The 16,925-nt window shown below is 59.4% G+C and carries 17 protein-coding genes; 11 read left to right on the forward strand and 6 right to left on the reverse strand.

All coding sequences use genetic code 11. The features are described from left to right. Window positions 1–28: 28 nt before the first annotated feature. From ACQY4G_RS10950 to ACQY4G_RS10985, 8 genes are all read left to right on the forward strand, one after another. The gene (locus ACQY4G_RS10950; protein WP_421990905.1) at window positions 29–1,999 is read left to right on the forward strand and encodes a ParB/RepB/Spo0J family partition protein; all 1,971 of its coding nucleotides are present in this window, start codon (window positions 29–31) and stop codon (window positions 1,997–1,999) included. A gap of 169 nt (window positions 2,000–2,168) precedes the next feature. Then, complete coding sequence (locus tag ACQY4G_RS10955; protein ID WP_421990907.1) at window positions 2,169–3,098, forward strand: ArdC family protein; 930 nt, start codon at window positions 2,169–2,171, stop codon at window positions 3,096–3,098. Window positions 3,099–3,109: 11 nt separating this feature from the next. Continuing rightward, window positions 3,110–3,538, forward strand: coding sequence for a hypothetical protein (locus ACQY4G_RS10960; RefSeq protein WP_421990909.1), 429 nt, complete (start codon window positions 3,110–3,112; stop codon window positions 3,536–3,538). A 39-nt stretch (window positions 3,539–3,577) separates the two neighbouring features. Then, window positions 3,578–3,955: an MbcA/ParS/Xre antitoxin family protein gene (locus ACQY4G_RS10965; RefSeq protein ID WP_054588554.1), complete on the forward strand. Its 378-nt coding sequence runs from the start codon at window positions 3,578–3,580 to the stop codon at window positions 3,953–3,955. Continuing rightward, the gene (locus ACQY4G_RS10970) at window positions 3,927–4,655 is read left to right on the forward strand and encodes an RES family NAD+ phosphorylase (RefSeq protein ID WP_421990910.1); all 729 of its coding nucleotides are present in this window, start codon (window positions 3,927–3,929) and stop codon (window positions 4,653–4,655) included. The genes ACQY4G_RS10965 and ACQY4G_RS10970 overlap by 29 nt, the downstream gene beginning before the upstream one ends. Window positions 4,656–4,926: 271 nt before the next feature. Further along, window positions 4,927–5,868, forward strand: coding sequence for a DUF2493 domain-containing protein (locus ACQY4G_RS10975; protein ID WP_421990912.1), 942 nt, complete (start codon window positions 4,927–4,929; stop codon window positions 5,866–5,868). Between the two features lie 323 nt (window positions 5,869–6,191). After that, the gene (locus ACQY4G_RS10980) at window positions 6,192–6,461 is read left to right on the forward strand and encodes a hypothetical protein (RefSeq protein WP_421993636.1); all 270 of its coding nucleotides are present in this window, start codon (window positions 6,192–6,194) and stop codon (window positions 6,459–6,461) included. 269 nt (window positions 6,462–6,730) lie between these two features. Next, entirely contained in the window at window positions 6,731–7,129 is a 399-nt protein-coding gene (locus tag ACQY4G_RS10985; RefSeq protein WP_421990914.1) for a single-stranded DNA-binding protein, read from the forward strand. A gap of 65 nt (window positions 7,130–7,194) precedes the next feature. Here ACQY4G_RS10985 and ACQY4G_RS10990 read toward each other — a convergent pair whose 3' ends face one another. Further along, window positions 7,195–7,458, reverse strand: coding sequence for a DUF6437 family protein (locus ACQY4G_RS10990; RefSeq protein ID WP_421990916.1), 264 nt, complete (start codon window positions 7,456–7,458; stop codon window positions 7,195–7,197). Window positions 7,459–7,801: 343 nt separating this feature from the next. Here ACQY4G_RS10990 and ACQY4G_RS10995 point away from each other — a divergent pair, with 343 nt between their 5' ends. The 3 genes from ACQY4G_RS10995 to ACQY4G_RS11005 all read left to right on the forward strand — a co-directional run bounded on the left by ACQY4G_RS10995 (window position 7,802) and on the right by ACQY4G_RS11005 (window position 10,878). Continuing rightward, a complete protein-coding gene (locus ACQY4G_RS10995) occupies window positions 7,802–8,023 on the forward strand; it encodes a hypothetical protein (RefSeq protein ID WP_421990918.1) in 222 nt (73 codons plus the stop codon). A gap of 705 nt (window positions 8,024–8,728) precedes the next feature. Then, window positions 8,729–9,721 (forward strand): tyrosine-type recombinase/integrase, encoded by a 993-nt coding sequence (locus ACQY4G_RS11000; RefSeq protein ID WP_421990920.1) that lies wholly within the window; start codon window positions 8,729–8,731, stop codon window positions 9,719–9,721. Beyond that, window positions 9,718–10,878, forward strand: coding sequence for a tyrosine-type recombinase/integrase (locus tag ACQY4G_RS11005; RefSeq protein ID WP_421990922.1), 1,161 nt, complete (start codon window positions 9,718–9,720; stop codon window positions 10,876–10,878). Before ACQY4G_RS11000 ends, ACQY4G_RS11005 begins: the two co-directional genes overlap by 4 nt. Before the next feature lie 49 nt (window positions 10,879–10,927). Here ACQY4G_RS11005 and ACQY4G_RS11010 read toward each other — a convergent pair whose 3' ends face one another. From ACQY4G_RS11010 to ACQY4G_RS11030, 5 genes are all read right to left on the reverse strand, one after another. After that, the gene (locus tag ACQY4G_RS11010; protein ID WP_421990924.1) at window positions 10,928–11,845 is read right to left on the reverse strand and encodes a hypothetical protein; all 918 of its coding nucleotides are present in this window, start codon (window positions 11,843–11,845) and stop codon (window positions 10,928–10,930) included. A 133-nt stretch (window positions 11,846–11,978) separates the two neighbouring features. Next, window positions 11,979–13,151, reverse strand: a complete 1,173-nt coding sequence (locus tag ACQY4G_RS11015; RefSeq protein ID WP_421990926.1) for an OprO/OprP family phosphate-selective porin — start codon at window positions 13,149–13,151, stop codon at window positions 11,979–11,981. Next, the gene (locus tag ACQY4G_RS11020; RefSeq protein WP_421990928.1) at window positions 13,148–14,017 is read right to left on the reverse strand and encodes an alpha/beta hydrolase; all 870 of its coding nucleotides are present in this window, start codon (window positions 14,015–14,017) and stop codon (window positions 13,148–13,150) included. The genes ACQY4G_RS11015 and ACQY4G_RS11020 overlap by 4 nt, the downstream gene beginning before the upstream one ends. Next, window positions 14,014–15,672, reverse strand: a complete 1,659-nt coding sequence (locus ACQY4G_RS11025) for an ATP-binding cassette domain-containing protein (RefSeq protein ID WP_421990930.1) — start codon at window positions 15,670–15,672, stop codon at window positions 14,014–14,016. The genes ACQY4G_RS11020 and ACQY4G_RS11025 overlap by 4 nt, the downstream gene beginning before the upstream one ends. Continuing rightward, window positions 15,638–16,750: a DUF1611 domain-containing protein gene (locus ACQY4G_RS11030; protein ID WP_421990932.1), complete on the reverse strand. Its 1,113-nt coding sequence runs from the start codon at window positions 16,748–16,750 to the stop codon at window positions 15,638–15,640. The genes ACQY4G_RS11025 and ACQY4G_RS11030 overlap by 35 nt, the downstream gene beginning before the upstream one ends. Window positions 16,751–16,925: the final 175 nt, after the last annotated feature.

Genomic DNA, 16,925 nt, shown 5'->3' on the forward strand with positions numbered 1-16,925 from the left:
GGCTCTTCAACCCATCAGGAGACAATCCATGATTCAGTCTATTCCCTTGAAGAAGCTCGTCCCAAGCCCTCGCAATGTGCGCAAGTCGAGCGACGTCCTTGCCGATCTGCAATTGCGTGCGGACATCGCCACCCGAGGCCTGTTGCAGAACCTCGTCGTGCGAAAAGCCAAGCGCGGCAAGTTCGAAGTCGAGGCCGGTGGTCGCCGTCTGGCTCAGCTCCAGGCACTGGCCGAGGAAGGTACGCTTCCCAAGAACCACGAGGTCACTTGCCTTGTCATCGAAGGCGAAGAAAGCGAAGTGCGCGAAGCGAGCCTCGCCGAGAACTTCCAGCGTCTCGCAATGAATCCGGCCGACGAGGCGCAGGCTTTCGCTGCGATCATCGAGGCGGGAGCCAGCACCGAAGACGTGGCCCGCCGGTTTGGTCTCACGGTCCGCTTTGTCGAGGGTCGTCTGCGACTGGCGGGTCTCGCACCTTGTGTCTTTGAAGCGCTCGCCGAAGGCGCGATCACGCTCGACATGGCCAAGGCCTATGGGGCGATTTCAGACATCGACCGCCAGGCACACGTCTATGCCGAGCTGCAGGATGCCTGGTATCAGATCACGCCTGATACGATCCGCCGCATGGTGCTTGATGCCACTGTTCGTGGCTCCGATCCGCGCGCGGTTCTGGTCGGGCGCGATAACTACCTTGCTGCAGGTGGCCGCATCGAACGCGAACTGTTCGACGACGAAGCCAGCGAGAGCTGGATCGATGTCGCGCTGCTCGAAAACCTCGCCCAGAAAGCGATGGATGACGCTGCGAAGAAGGTCGCGGAAGAACACGGACTTGCCTGGGTGCGACCCACGCTTGGCAACTATGTCAGCCACGATCTCATCGAGGGCCTAAATCGGCTCCCATGCGAACCGGCTCCGCTAACCGAAGACGAGGCTCGCGAGCTCAGCGACCTTGAAGCCGACTACGATCGGACGGCCGCCATCCTTGAGGATGAGGACAGCGACGAAAGCGAGATCGCCAAGGCGGAAGAGGAACTGGTCTCGATCGACCGCGCGATGCGTGATCTCAACGACCGACCGCCGGTGCTTGCCGACGAGCTGAAGTCGGAGGCTGGAGCGTTCCTCGTGCTATCTCGCAATGGCGAACCGGCATTGGTGCCGCAATTCTACACCGAAGTTGAAGTCGTCAACGCTGATGACGGAGCAGTCGAACCAGTGGATGCTGGGGCTGATACCAAGCGCAAGAGCGGCGCGCTTTCGCACCGTCTGCTCGACGAGCTTGCGATGCAGCGCCGCGATATCCTGGCGATCCACCTGGCCAACGATCCCGCGCTTGCGCTCGACTTCATGGTCTTCACGCTCGCGGATGCCGATGGGCATGACTGGCGCGCGAAGAAGGCATCGACGCTGGTCGGCTCGGTTGCATCGGGACCAGTGGCCGGCTTCGAGGCGAAGGACGCCCCAGCGAGCGCTGCGCTTGCCGAATTTGCCGCTTCGCTCGACGAAAGTTGGCGCTCCGGTGAGACCGACGTCGAGCGGTTCGAACGCTTCCGCGCATTGAGCGATGAAGCACGTTCGGCCTGGCTCGGCCATGTCGTATCCCGCACGCTGGTCGCAAGCCTTGCGTGTGAAGGCGATCGCTCGGCGCCGCTGCACGAGATCCTCGGGTCGCTGCTCGAGATCGAGACGGCGCATTGGTGGCGGCCAACTGCGGCGAACTATTTCGATCGCGTGGCGAAGGCACGCACGCTCGAAGCGCTTGATGCAGCAGGCGGCCCCGAACTCGTCAGCCGGTATGCAGGCTCGAAGAAGGCAGAACTGGCGAGCGCAGCCGAGCGTATCTTTTCCGGCAATTTCATCGGCGAGGCGGATGTGAAAACGCGAGCGGGAGCTTGGGTGCCCGAGATCATGCGCTTCGGTTCACCTGAGGAACCGGTCGAGAATGAAGCCGCGGACCCGGCTGAGGACGAGAACGCGAACGAAATTGCCGAGCAGGCTGCCTGACCCCTCCTGACAGGTCCAGGTCACTCGGCGGGCGGTCCGTCCCTCTCGGGACGGGCCGCCTTTTCACGTTTCCTTCCGAAGGTCGCCTACGATGGTGAGACCCAGAGGGGAGGGCGCTTTGTTCATCCTGAACCCGGACATGTCCGTTCCGGCGATCAGGAGACGATCCATGACCAAGTCCCGCCGCACCGCTTCAGTTTCTCCAGCCGGGCGCATTACTGCCGCCATCATTGAAAAACTCGAAGAGGGCACCAAGCCCTGGGTCAAGCCGTGGCGTGGCCTGCCGGTTTCTCGTCCGCTACGATCCTGCGGAACGCCGTATCGCGGCATGAATACCTTCTGGCTCTGGATGGTGGGCGATGCCTGCGGATACGCCTCTCCCTACTGGATGACATACCGCCAGTGCCAGAAGCTCGGCGGTCAGGTCCGCAAAGGCGAGAAGTCAACCATCGCGATCTTCTACAAGAGCTACACCAAGGAGGTCGAAACCGCTGAAGGCGGGCAGGACACGGAGAACCGCCGCGTGCTGAAGGCCTATTCGGTATTCAACGCCGACCAGTGCGATGGCCTTCCCGAGTTCTACCATCCCAAGCCAGTGGTTGCCGCGCTTGAGCCCGAAGGCCGCGAAGAGCGGCTCGATGCCTTCTTCGCCCGGATCGAGGCAAACCTGCGGCATCACGGCGCGCAAGCATACTACGAGCCGCTGCGCGACCGCGTCACCATGCCGCCTGTTGAACTCTTCGAAGCCTATGACCACTACTATGCGACACTCGCGCATGAGCTGTCGCACTGGACGGGCCATTCCTCGCGGCTCGATCGCGATCTCAAGAACCGTTTCGGCAGCGACGCCTATGCTGCCGAAGAACTGATCGCCGAACTGTCCTCAGCCATTCTGGGTGCCGAACTGGGCCTCCCGGTCACCCACCTCGATCATCACGCGAGTTATATCGCGTCCTGGCTCAAGATCCTCAAATCGGACGAGCGCGCGATCCTGACCGCCGCAGCAAAGGCCGAGGAGGCAGCCACCTTGCTGCTCGAACTGGGTGGATTCCAATCAACTGAAGACGAGATCGATGTCGATCTTGCTAGTGCAGCTTGAGGAGCGGCTAAATGGGACGTTCTGTCAGCTATCCGACCGGCTCCGTGGTAGCCTTTCGCCTGCTCGATGACTGCGAAGACGACGATGCGGACTGGGTTTATGAGTGCCTCGTCGACGAAATCATCGATACCACAAAGGTAGCCTTTCCTTCCTTCGAGACCTTCGATGGATTGCGCGGTCGCGAGGACCGTATCCTTCTGCGCAACGCCTTCGCCGATTGCGGGATATCGACCTATTGCGGGCTTGCCGCGATCTGGCTCGCCCCTCGCGATGACGCTCGCTTTTGGGAAGCCGACTTCCATCACCCGCGCGCGGCACGCGCGCGCCACTGGATCGCCCAGGTGGCGCCGCGTTTCGAACGAATGTTCGGCGAGCTCAGACTGGTCGGGCGCTTCTCGAATGGAGAGGCGATTTTCGAACGCCAACAACCTTGCATTTGAAAGCAGATTGTGTATATCTTGCATTTGAAAGGGAAGGTTATGGCGACGAAGCCTCTCGAATTGCAGCCCGATGATGGCAAGGTTCTCACCTCTGCTATCGCGCGCATTGCGGAGTTCTGGGGCCTCACCAACCCCAAGCTTGGTGCAATCCTTGGTGTGTCGGAATCGACCGCCTCGCGCCTGCGCTCGGGCAAGGCGGAGCTCGACCCTGCATCGAAGTCATTCGAAGCCGCTCAGTTCCTCCTGCGGCTTTTCCGCTCGCTCGACGCTCTGCTCGGGAGCGATGACATGTCTGCGCGCGCATGGCTGACGACCGCCAATCTCGATCTCGATGCGCGCCCGATCGATCTCGTCGACAGCTTTAAGGGTCTCATCACCGTTTGCGACTATGTGGACGCCCACCGCGCTCGCGTCTGAGTTCCGCCGCTACCGCCGAACCGTGTGGCGGGTAGTTGAAGCGCAGCACCGCATCTCGACCAATCGTCTGACCTCCGATCTTGCCGAGCAACAGCGGCTTGAGGAACTGGCCGATGCTGCAAAGCCGGATCTGCCGAAGACCGCGCACGGGTTGCATTATCTCCTCGCTTCACCCTTTCGCTATGGCCACACGGTTGCCAGTCGCTTTCGCCGGGCAAACGAGCGACCCGGGATTTTCTACGCTAGCGAAGCCGAAGGCACCGCTATCACCGAGACCGCCTACTGGCGGCTCAAATTCTACAGCCGCTCGCCGGGGTTCGTTCCGGGCAACCGGACAAGCGAGCATCTGAGCTTTTCCGTACCCGTATCGGTCACGCGGTTGACCGATACGACCAGATCGCCGCTTGAGGCCGATTCCGCACGTTGGCTTGACCCGGATAACTATTCGCATTGCCAGGACCTTGCTGCGTCGGTGCGCGAAGCGGGTGGTCAGGCCATCCGCGCGCGTTCCGCGCGTGACCCGGACGGTATCAACCTCGCACTGCTCGACCCCGCCGGTTTTGCGAAATCGGAACCGGATCACGGTCGGGGGTGGCACTTGCGCCACGAGGGAGATCGACTAACCGCGATCGCGGCTTTTCCGCATGTGGAAATGCTCGCCTTCAGGCCGGGGCAGTTCGGTCTCCCGGAGCGCTCCTGACCCGATCCGGGATTTCTCCCAGACAACTCCAGCACCACCCCGACGCTATCCCGCGCGAGCCTGTTCGCTGGCCCTTGTGCCCTGGACCGGTCAGGTCCCACCGCAACCCGCGCAAGGCTGCGGCCCGTGTGGCCCGCGCCAGCCTTGCCTTGCGGGGTTTCCCGCTGCCGCGGTGCGGCGTTCCCTTGTCCCGGTCCTCATTGGGCACGGCGAACAGGCCCGCGCGGAAATTCTTCTGTCGGCATTCGCCGGTTTCAGGAGGACTACCGATATGTACGACAGTTTCGCCAGCCAGCTTGCCGGCCTCGATCTATCCGGTTTCTCGATCACGCCTGCCCCTTTCAACGAAGCTGACTTCCCTTGCGAGGACGCCATGGCTCACACGCTCGGAGCGGTCTGGTCGGATCTCTTCGCGCTGTTTTCCGACACCGCACTCGAAGCCGACGCCGAGGATATCGCCTGGGGCTTCGTCAATCTCTTCCACCGCGCCGCCAGCCGCAAGTCGACCCAGGTGGACCGGGCCTCGGATGAAATCCGTGCCCTTCTGGCATCCGCCGACGGCTCCGAAGTGCATTCGTCGAACCTCGAGGAGCAGACCCTGCGTGCCCAGTCGGCCGAAGCCAGCATGCAGCTGTTCGAGCAGATGCGCGAGGTTGCGGCGGCTCTCTATCGCGATGAAACCGGTTCCTCCTGGAAGCCCGTATCGGGATCGCGTGCGCGCCATTCGAAGACCATGACTTCCGCTGTGATCGATGCCCGCGATTTCCTGCGCATGCGCAAGGAACGTCGTCAGGCTGCACATTCGCCCGAGGGTACGCCCGTCGTCTTTGCTGGTGGCCGCAATAGCTTCGAAAGCGAGGCCGATGCCAAGACCTACGCTGGCAACATCTGGGCTACGCTCGACAAGGTGCGCGAGGTCGTTCCGGACCTGTTTCTCGTGCACGGCGGCGACGGCAAAGGAGCCGACAGACTCGCCGCATCCTGGGCTGAGCGCCACGAAGTACAGCAGCTGACATTTGGGCTTGAGCGCCGTCTCGGTGCTCGCGCGGGGTTCAAGCGCAACGAGCAAATGCTCGGTCTTAGCCCTCGCTACGTTGTGGCATTTCCGGGCAATGGCGTGACCGAGCGCCTGGTGATCGAGGCCAAGAAGCAGCGTATCACGGTTGTTGATCGTCGCGGACCGCTGGGTTCCAGCCCGGCAAGCACAGCCTAGGGGTTTACCCTAATTTCGGCCGGTTTCATCTCCATCGCCGAAAAAAGGGCGACCTCAAGTGAGGCCGCCCATAAGGAGAGAACTCATTGCATTGCTGCTCCGAGCCCTTCGGGTCGCGAAGCTTTCATAGCACTTGATGCCATTGAGTCGATTGTAGAGTAACGACAGGCCCGAATAGATACGCTTTGGAACAATTCTGTTGCTCATCTCTAGTGACCTGAGCGCCGGTGCAGCCCTGTCGTTTGGGAGGGACGTGTTTGCTGGCTTCTTCGGTGCGGCACTTATCGTTCCCGCACTTGGTTTTCCAAGCTACAAGACCAATGATGCAACTCGATGATTTTCTCCTGCGCTACTTTGCCTCGACCAATCTGGCTGAGATAGCACCTGACACTTTCGCGGCGGGCATTGAGCATTGCCGGGTCGACCTTGGCCTCGAGCAGGACCGGGGCAAGCGCTTTGCACTGTGGTCATTCCTGCACATGTTCGGGTCCGCCCCCGATCTCGATGTGGCGTTCAAGAGCGAGGAAGACCGGGAAGCAGCACGCAACTTCATGGATCTCCTGGCGGCATCGGAAAGCGACGGCGAAGGCTGATTGCAGCGGGATCACGTCAACCTTCAGACCCACACCCGATACCCATCCGGCTTTCTTCGCGAACAGTCCTGAACCAGGTCAGCTGAGGAGCCGCAACCCGTTCCTTTCCGGCCGTGTTGGCAGCTGCGCTGCCTGCCCGCACCACCCGTCATGAACCGGTTCCCCTTGGAGCTTTGCTCCTGCGGTGCAGTCCTCCCATGCCCTGCTTCTTTCAGATGTTCGCAAGCCGGAGATGGTCTCCGGTTTGAGGAACTGAAGGAACTTACATCATGACCAATATCACAATCCTCACCGGCCGCATCGCGCGCGATCCGGACACCCGCGAGACCAAGGGCGGCACCAATGTCACCGGGATCACCGTCGTCACCGATCGCCCAGCGCGGGACAAGGACGGCAAGACCTACAAGGACGAGAACGGCTACACCGCCAAGGAAAGCGAGTTCCACCGGGTGACCTGCTTCAACGGCCTCGCAAAGACCGTCGGGCAGTACTGCACCAAGGGCCAGCTGGTTTCCGTCCAAGGCCGCATCCACTATACCCAGTGGGAAGACAAGGACGGGGTCACGCGATACGGTACCGAGATCCTCGCCGACAAGGTCGACTTCCTCTCCCGCGGCAACGGCTCCGGCGAGAACGACGACAACAAGGATGCTCCCGAGATCGACTGAACTCTCCCGTCGATCTCTCTCCCGAAGGGGTCCTGTCCAAGCCGGACAGGGCCCCTTTCCTCGTTCTACTTCACAGGTATTTGTTGAGAGCGAGGAGAAGGTGTGGAGGCGCCCAGCCGCTTCAACGCCTCGTCCTCCCCCAGCTTTGCAAGCTCTACAGCCACTCTTGCCAAGCCCTTCTTCGAGAACGTTTCGAGGCCCGTTCCGAGGATTACGCTGCCCAGTTCAAGTGCAGCCTGTTTCTCGAGTTCTTTCTGACGCTGGTCGAGTGCCAGCCGGTCGGCCTCCAGCTTCTGGAGTGCAGCTACAGCGCTTCGTTTCGATGGCATTGGAGTTCGTCCTTACTCCCCTTCTACGTTCCTCCCGGGGGCCCAATGGAGCAGGCAAGACCCTGTAGGAAAGTCCTTTTGCAGATGACTGGCGCGGGCGCTCTTCATCGGGCGGGGGAGGGGCCTGGCCCACGGACTTTCAAGGATGACGGGCCCGGCACCGGCGCGTCAAGGACGGCGGGGCCCCACCATTTTGCCTCCCCTACGCTTGCGCTGCGGTTCGACAAAATCGTTGCCCCCACCGCCGCTTCGCGGTCGCCCGTTCGGGCGATCCCTGACCCGCCGGCACCGCGCCCATCCGCCTTCCTCCTGTCGTCTCACCGACAGACATCAGGAGGAAATCATGACTACACTTGGCAATCTTGAATCGAACTCGAACAGCTACTTCGAAGCACTCGCCACGGCCGAACGGCGGGCCTTGCACAGCTTCTTCGACCAGCACGTCGTCGAGGATGACGACCTTGGATACTTCGCTCTAGACGAAGGTGACTACAACGCCTTGCCAGCACACTTGGCGAGCCGTGTGGTGCATACGGTGCATGGCGGCATGCTCGACGAGTACTGAGCATCAAATAGGGCGGGAGCCGGTGACGGTTCCTGCCCTTTTTTCGTGTTCGCTGGCGGAAGACCTGGGCGTGATGTGGAGCGGGGCTGTTGACGCGCTCGGTCCCGCACCACCTGCGGCGGTGCTCCTGCGGGCGCGGTGTTTTTGTTCCGGGCCCCGCACGCACTTGCGCACCGCGACCGGGTCGGACCAGCGTGCGCGGTAGGACCGACACGTCCCGTTCCTCCCGCTTCACACATGGTCCTTGGCCGGTCCCTTTTGCGCTGGCACGGTCTCTTGTTGAGGTTGGAGCATCAAGAAGACCGCTTCCTGGCATTGGCCAATGCAAAGGGTTGCTCACGCTCGTGCGGCAAAGTTTGGGAATGACCATTGATAAGGAACGGCCAGGATCGCTGGTCACCACCCGCGCAATTGGAGACTGAGGCACACCGTACGCAGCGGTAGCTGCATGGAATGGCAAAAAAGCGCGAAGAAACAGAGGCATTGCTTGTCCGAAGGGGCGAGCGATCAGGTGGAGGCCAAGGCGCAGCAGTAGCCCGTCGCAGGCAGTCCCTCCGTCTCAAACTGACCGGCCACGTTGCCCGCCGCAAGTCGCTTCCGATCGGTATTACTTGGGATACGGAGCTACCCGGCTTCGGACTTCGCAAGCGTAAGTCAGGACATCTCACCTGGATTGTGAAGCACAGGCCGAGAGGTGTGCAGCGCATGGTGACACTTGGTTGCGCGGGTATGGCGGCAGGTGCGCTGAGCGCGCCCGCCGCGCGCGCTGCCGCGCGCAGTTTACTTATCAACGCAACGCTTGCCGACCTGCCGACCGCGCCCGAGAAGAGGCGAGTGCCACTGTTCGCTGATTATGCCGAAGAGTTCTGGCTCGACTATTCGCCGCATTGGAAGCCTGCGACCCAGCGATCGTCGCGTTCGCGTATCGATCAACTGCTCGTGCCAAGGTTCGGTGACCTGCCGGTCGATATGATCGAACGAGGAGACATCAACCGCTGGCGTGACAGCATGGCGGAGCGGGGCGGGTCCTTCAATCGCGCCATCCCCATCATGTCGGTGATGATGCAGTATGCCGAAAAGCTCGGCTACCGGGCGAAGAATACAAACCCGTGCCGCGGCGTCTCACGTTTCAAACGCGATCTTCCCGAGCGCTACCTCTCCGCCGATGAATATCGCAGGCTGGGACGCGTTCTGGCGGAACACGATGGGGTCAATCCATTCGTGATTCCGGCGCTGCTCATGCTCATCTACACTGGTGCGCGGGTCTCCGAGATCGCAACCTTGCGCTGGCGTTATGTGCAGCCGCCTCGGCTGCAACTGCCGGACAGCAAGACCGGCCCGAAGACGATCTATCTCAACCCGCAAGCCATCGCAGTGCTTGATGGACTGGAACGTCGTGGCGACGAACTTCTGGTCTTTCCTGCTATGCGTCGCGAAGCTCCAATCAATCTCGGCCAATACTGGGACCGCATCAGGCGCAAGGCGGCGCTGCCCGAAGTGCGGCTCCACGATCTGCGCCACAGCTTTGCCTCGGTCGCCATCACACAGCACATTCCGCTGGCGATTATCGGCAAGCTTCTTGGTCACGCGCTGCCCGAAACGACGGCGCGGTACGCGCATCTCGCGGACGAGGTGATTTCGGAAAGCGCCGACCGCATCTGTTCAACCCTCGCACATTCGATGGGAATGACCTCATGACCAGCTATGACCTCAAGCGTATCCTTGCCGAAGAGCTCGCGCGCGTCGTGCCGGGCGATGCTGGAAAGCGCCGCACGAAGTTCGACTACGTCCTTCCCGGTTTTGGCGAGCGTATCCATCCGTCTGGCAGGAAGAGTTACGTCCTGCAGCGCACGATCGGCGGAAAGCAGAGACTCATCACCATTGGCGATGCTGCCATCCTCTCCGAGCGGATCGCCAAGGATGTTGCTCGCCGCCTTATCCTGAGGATCGAACTGGGCCAGAACCCGGCAGACAAGAAGCAACGCGGGAAGAAGACGCCGACCTATGCATCTTTTCTTCGGCACTATTGGAAGGTGGCGGCGCCGACCTGGAAGCCATCCACGCTTGAGATACACGACATCTACCGGCGAACGCACTTGGAACATGCGTTCGCCGGAAAGTTCATCGACGAGATTAGCCATGCTGATGCCGTGCGCTGGCATGCGACGCTAACGCGCTCGGCAGGGCCGGGCGCTGCCAACCGCGCTATGGAAATCCTGAAAGCCATGTTCGGCAAGGCGGAGGCATGGGGTTATCTGCCCGAGCACTCAAATCCCCTTCGCGGTGTGAAGCGCAACAAGGGACGGAAGATCGAACGCTTCCTGAGCCATGCCGAAATGGGCCGTCTTGGAGAAGCGCTATCACGGCATCGCGCTGCCAAACCGAACGAGGTCGCGGTCATTTCGCTTCTAGCTTTGACCGGATGTCGGCGCGGCGAAATTCTCAACCTCACCTGGGGCGAAGTTCAGGGGCGCAAACTCAAGCTGATCGATTCAAAGACTGGACCACGTGTCGTATGGCTCGGCAAAGAGGCGAGGGCAATCATTGATCGCTTGCCGCGCAAAGGGAGCCATGAGCGCGTCTTCCAGTTCGATGTGCTGCCCGTCTCTGCAATCGAATGGTTCTGGCGCATGCTGAGGGTCGAAGCCGGCATCGAGGACGTTAGATTGCACGATCTGCGGCACAACTATGCTAGCCTCGCTGCTCGTTCATCCGAGACACTTCCGATGATCGCTGAACTGCTAGGACACAGAGATATCCGCACGACCTCACAATATGCTCATTTGGATGACCAGTATCTGGTCGATGCCTCAAATGCGACCGGCGCGAACCTTATGTTGAAAATTGGCTATTGAATTGGGCGAGCCATCAGAATCAAGCGATGACGGTGCCTTCTATATCTGTTCAAAATTCAGCCCGAAGAGCGATGTCGACCAGGTGCTGCTGATAGTCCGCGCTCGGCAAGTTTGATTCATAGTCGTAGTATGAATAGCGAGTTGAAACGCCGAGCAAGTCCGTAATTGGCAATTCCAATTCTGCTCTCAAACGATGACGATCGTCTTCGCGCTCCATTCCAATCGCTGGGGTGACGGCTTGGTAGTCGCGCAGTTGATAGCGCCAGCCAGCCCTTAGTCGACCTTTACCCGATCCAATCGGAAACTTCTGCGAAAACCGTAGTTGAAACGCATGGCCTACGTAATCGAATTGATCATCGACAGCATCGACGTCCGTGAAATCATAACCCGCGGCAAAGTATCGCTTGTTCCCATCCATGAAGAAGTACAAATTGAAACCACCACCCATGGCTTCATTGTCACGGTCGACACGCCCTGCGAAGTCGGTGTCGCGATAGAGCGCCTCGGCGCGGACGAAAACACCTTTTGAGACAAAACCACTCAGTGAAGGGGCAACCCGGTGGACGTCCAACAGACCGTCTCGATCTAGTCTCGCATGGATATAGCGGTAGGAAAGTCCCGCCCGAGCGGGACCTAAATCATGTGAAACCGAGGCAGCTAATGTGTGCGTCTGCAGATCGAATGTGGTGAATTCTTCATACCATGTCTGCGATATGCCATAAGAAACACGGGCATCCGTGTCTTCGCCAATATCGGCCTCGTAACCCAGCCTTATCCGAGCACGCAGCGCTTCGTCAGATTGTCGGCTCGCAAGATCAAGCTCGTCGACCGCAACTTCCGAATCGTAGCGCAGGCCCACTTCGACTTCGGCGAAGAGCCCATCTGCGAAACTTGATTCTTCTTCCGGTTCGGGTTCGGCTGTAGATGGTGACTGGACCGGCTCGGCGCGTAGATGTTCGAACGGCATGAAAAGAGCGGTAATCGCGAGAGTGCTGATAACCAAACCTTTGTCCCAGAATGTCCTCCGCATCAATTTCTGCCCCTAACTTTTGTGCCGATCAAGCCAGCCCCTTCGACTTACCGCAAGCCAATTCTATGCGTCAGAACGCAATCTGGAAGCGGGTCATCACAACATCTACAGATTCGTTCAGGCCGTTGCGGCCCGGACTTGTCTTGGCGTTGATGTAGTTCCCCATCAATCTAAAGTTGCGGGTAATGTACCAGTTCAGACCGAGTGACCAATTTTCCTGCTCGCCACCGGCCACTGCACCATCGGTCAGGTCCAGAAAACTGTAGCGTGCCGCTACTTCGACAGCACCCAGCTTGCCGCGAGGACGGATGCCGCCGAAGGTACCGTTGGTCATCCCGTAACGCTGGCGTTCGCCAGTGATGACCCATGCCGCCTCAACGCTGCCACCGTTGAACTTTGGGTCGCCCAGCGTCGGGGCGTCGTTGTCGCGCATGATGTAGTTGCCCTTCACAAGGAAAGGACCATTCATATAGGCCGCTTCGAAATTGTAGTTGGTGTATGAGTTTACACCGACAAGCGTTCCGGTGCTGATCAATGTTGTCCCGTTTAGCCCGAATTCCGGCCTGGCCGAGCTGCGCGAAATCGCACCTGGATCGAGGTCACGGCGCTCTACGCCAATAGCCAGATGAACCACTTCGCGGCGCTCTCTGATCGGCGCCACCACAAGGCGCCCGGCAAAGCTTTCTCCAACATCGGCGGGACGCAAGGGGTTCTGCTCCAGCGGATCGAAGAAATACCCCGTGCTGGCAGACCAGTTTTCGCCGCGATAGGTAACTGCTCCGCCCATAAGGAAGTTTGGTGCAAGCGTTGATCCAAGCGAACGCTCCATCAGTTTGATGTTGTTCGAGCTCATCATGTTTTCGCCAAACATGGGAGCGATAAAGTTGCCACCTTTGATAGTGACGTTTTCGATGCCGGTATAGGCCGCCCAAACGTTTCGGAAACCAGTACTGGTGCCGCCGATATCGGCGTCCACTTTGACGCGGAAATCCTTGGCGACAGTCAGCGTCGCGTCGACCCTGATGCGGCGGAAGTCTACATCGTCGGTGAAAGGCGTAACGTCTTCACTGACAGAAACGCCATCCAGATGGATACGGCCACCGATATTCAGGTTGGTTTCTTCATCGCCAATGGTTATCCCATCTTGGTCGGCAGTGACCTGTGCGAACGCAGCCGAAGGGGCGGCGAATACGCAGGCCGCTGCGGAAAGTGTAGCAATTCTCTTCATGATTAACCCCATCATCGAATTTGTTGAGTTGATTGGCTCAGCCAGTTGAAAAGCATTTCTCCTGCTTTGTGCTTCTCGACCAACCGCGAAAAATTGTGCCGGGCGCCTTTAATCTCTCGAAACTGCCAGGGATCCGCGCGCCCGTGTTTGCAAGCGAGTTGTTCCATGTGGTCGATAAAGCATCTGGCGCGCTCGACCCTGTTCAGGCCCTGTGTCTTGTCGATCAAGGGATCGGTGTTGAGCGAGGCCTCACGCGCCGTATCGCGCGACCCAATCATAAGAAGCGACGGCATCTCGAGCAGATGTTCAGGATTTAACTTGCGACCACCGAGCCTTTCACTCGCCCCAATTCCGAAGGGAAATGGCAGGTCAGGATCGGGGAGGGTGTACCACCCCGGTGACGTGATCGACAAAGCGTCAATCTTGCGCCTTCCAAGCATGGCATAGCGGTGTGCGAATTGGCCTCCACCGGAAAAGCCGGACATAAGAAATTTCTTAGCCCCTAAACCGGATCGCTCTGTCCAATCTAAAACTACTCGGTCGAACGCATCCTCGGGGCAGATTCCATTTGTGTCGGGTGCCAGCGTTTGGAAGCGCTTGAACCGCGATTTGGAGAAATGCGGTGCCAGCAACACTATTCCTGTGTCCTCTGCGTATCTGGCAAGACGAAATATCTGTTCCTGAGGATTACGCCGAAGACCGTGAACGCAAACGAGCAGCGGGGCACCCGGTCCCGCTTTTTCGGGAACATAGGCGACATAGTCGATCACCCCTTCGTCAGATCCAATAATTGACAAGGGGCGCGAACGCGCGAGCGGCGGTTTGTTTTCGGTGGCCTTTGACCGACTGGCCAGCGCGTCGTGGTTTGATACTGCCTTCATGCTGCCATAGCTCCGCTGGTTTCGCTCATCGTGCCCTGACGAAGAACCCAGTGGCGGGTGGCAATGTCATCCAGAGTGTCGCTGTGGCTTGTCGCCAGCCAGGCACCCTCATATCCTTCGAGCAACTCGATCAAAATCTTGAGCGACTCAGCATCTAAATGGGTCTCTGGTTCGTCTAGCAAAAGCATTTTGGGCGACGCGACCAGCGCCCGCGCCATGATGACCCGCATCCGTTCGCCTGCGCTTAGATTACGGCCACCTTCCTTCACTGGTCGGTCCAAGTAGAACGGGGAATCCGGGTTGTGCGCTTCCATGCCGCATCGCGATGCGGCAAGTGCCACTGCATCAGCATCAGCCTTGGAACTGCCATAGGCTATGTTAGTGGCGACCGTTCCTTTCATAACGCCCAGGCTGGGGGAGATAATCGAAATTTGTCGCCGCAAATCGCCTGTCCTGATCCCGCGAATGTCCTTGCCGCTCAGCTGGACCTGGCCCTTGTCAGGCTCGATCAGACGCAAGATCAGGTTGAGCAAAGTGGTCTTGCCGGCACCGTTGCCGCCTTTGAGGACCACCCTGTCGGTAGGACCGATCTCACAATTGATCTTCTTAAGCGCGTCACCAACAGACACGTTATGCAATCGCACTCCCGCAAAGCGTTTGCGCGGCTTCTTGGGGTCTGGCGCTGATTCGATCGACGGCCCGAGGTCGAATAACCGAGCCAGCTTCTCCTGTGCGATGCGGGAGCTTTTCCAATACTCGTATACTTTGCCGAGCCTGAACAGGTTTGGCGAAACCAGCGAAAACAATCCAATGGCAGAGACGAGCGAGCCGACATCCGGTCCCTGAGGTCCCGCTGACCAACTGGCAGCCAGCACCATGAGCGCGATCCCTGATCCCACCACAAAGATCATGAAGCCACGAAAGACGCCTGTAACTGCTGCCTTTCCGACCTGCGCATCGGCAAGGCGGCGAGATTGCCGTTTGAGCTTGCGACGCTCCAGATTGAGATGCGCAAACGCCTGTATCACAGGCATATTTGTGATCTTTTCGGAGATGTTCGCAGCAATCTGGCCGCGCCGTTTGCGCGCCATGCGGATCTTCTCGTCAAATGACCGTCCGATCACGAGCGCGCCCGACACGGCGACCAGGATAACTACGCTGAGCACACCTGCCAGCATCGGTTCCATAAACCACAGTGCGGCGATGGCTCCGAAACTGATGGTTGCCGATATTATCAGCCGCGCCAACCCGTTGCTGATCCAGCTGCGAATTGCAGTCAGATCGTTGACAAAGCGCAGCTGCAGGCTTCCGCCGCGAAGACTTGACTGGGCATGGACCGACAGCGTGCTCAGGTGATGGAACGCGTTTTGGCGCATATCCATGGCGTAGTCTTCACCCAGTCGCTGCGCGGCGATCATTTCGTGCCATTTGAACACGCCGAGCAATAGGTTGGCGAGCAGAATTGCCGCAACAATCCAACCTGGACTGAACGGTTCGGCGGAGCGAACACCATCGATCATCGCCCGGATAAGGAACGCGATCCCGGCCATTGCCCCGACCTGCACCAACCCATTGCCTATCAAGGCCAATAGCAAGCGCAGGCGATGAGGTGTGAAAAGATCAGGCAACGCCGACCATTCTTTCGTGCTGATCAAAAACCGATTGCTGCATCAGGATCAGCGGCGCGCTGTCCATGGATTCCAGGTCTCTGCTTGTGAGCACAGGAACATGCGTCGCTTCGCGCAATTCGTTCACGAACAGCGGGGATGCACTGATCCGGCCGGTATAAGCTGCAACCCGATATCCTAACGTGTCGAGGAACTGCTGGCCACCCAGCGCAGACAGAGGATCTGGCGTGGCCAGAACCAGGCTGCCAACTTTGCTGCGAAACTTCTCAGATCGCAGCAACATCTGGGTTTCGCGTTGCAGCAGCCCATCGGCGATCTCAACAACAATGCAGTCGACTTTGCCATCAACCTGTCCGATCAAATGGTCTGCGATGCGTTCTAGTGCTTCCGCTTCCAGACCCATAGTCGATGCGTGACCAGCATCGGTGAAGTCGAGCACGTGCTGCGCGCCGCAATCCTGATACTGCCAGATATCGCCGCCAGCCCCGGTGCCGGTGATCTTCACCGCTGCCGTGCTGAGATTTGAACGCGACAGGGTCCGCACGATCTCGCAAACGCTGGTGGTCTTGCCGGCATTCATGCCTGACCCGAAAACAGCAATGACAAAGCTGTGATCTGCAATCCGCGGCGTCGGCGCTTCCATGGCGTAGTCGGCCAGATTGATCGGGGAGCCGTCCGCGCGGCAAAGCGTTCCAATTGTTTCGATCTCGGTAGGCTTACGGGTTGAAGCATGACGATCGAGCATCTGGGCCGCAATCCCGCCTGCTGCGACCAGATGGCACGGTCCCATCTGGCTCGGGACGACCCCGTGAAACTGATCTGTGGCGTAACGATTGCCGAAAGCGACGATGATCTCGTCACCCGGCTCCATTCTTGCCCTGCGGCCAGTCGTCAATTCGAGGCGCTGATGGTGTCCTTTACGCACCAGCCGAGCGAGGCATAGATCGCCAGCACGCGGCGTAGCCCCCGGATCGATCCTCTTGGCATCCGACAAGTCGACCCGGCGCGTGACGAACGCACGCTTCGCCGCAGAAATCCGGGCGTGGTTGAGGGGGAGGGTGCACACATCGGACACCACCGCTTTCAGTTGCGGATCAACATACATCTATTCTTCTCCTAGGCTCGACCTAGAGCCGTATTCTGTCATCAAACTGACAACTGTGCGCGATGTCAGGTTTGCGATCAGCGCTGACCCGACTGACCATAAAGACGTAGTGAAACGCCCCTTATTCCCAAGAGCTTAAAAAAACGTGGCAATTCGGGTGCGAGCCGTGCCCGGA

Source organism: Qipengyuania sp., from assembly GCF_965277845.1.
Taxonomy (GTDB): domain Bacteria; phylum Pseudomonadota; class Alphaproteobacteria; order Sphingomonadales; family Sphingomonadaceae; genus Qipengyuania.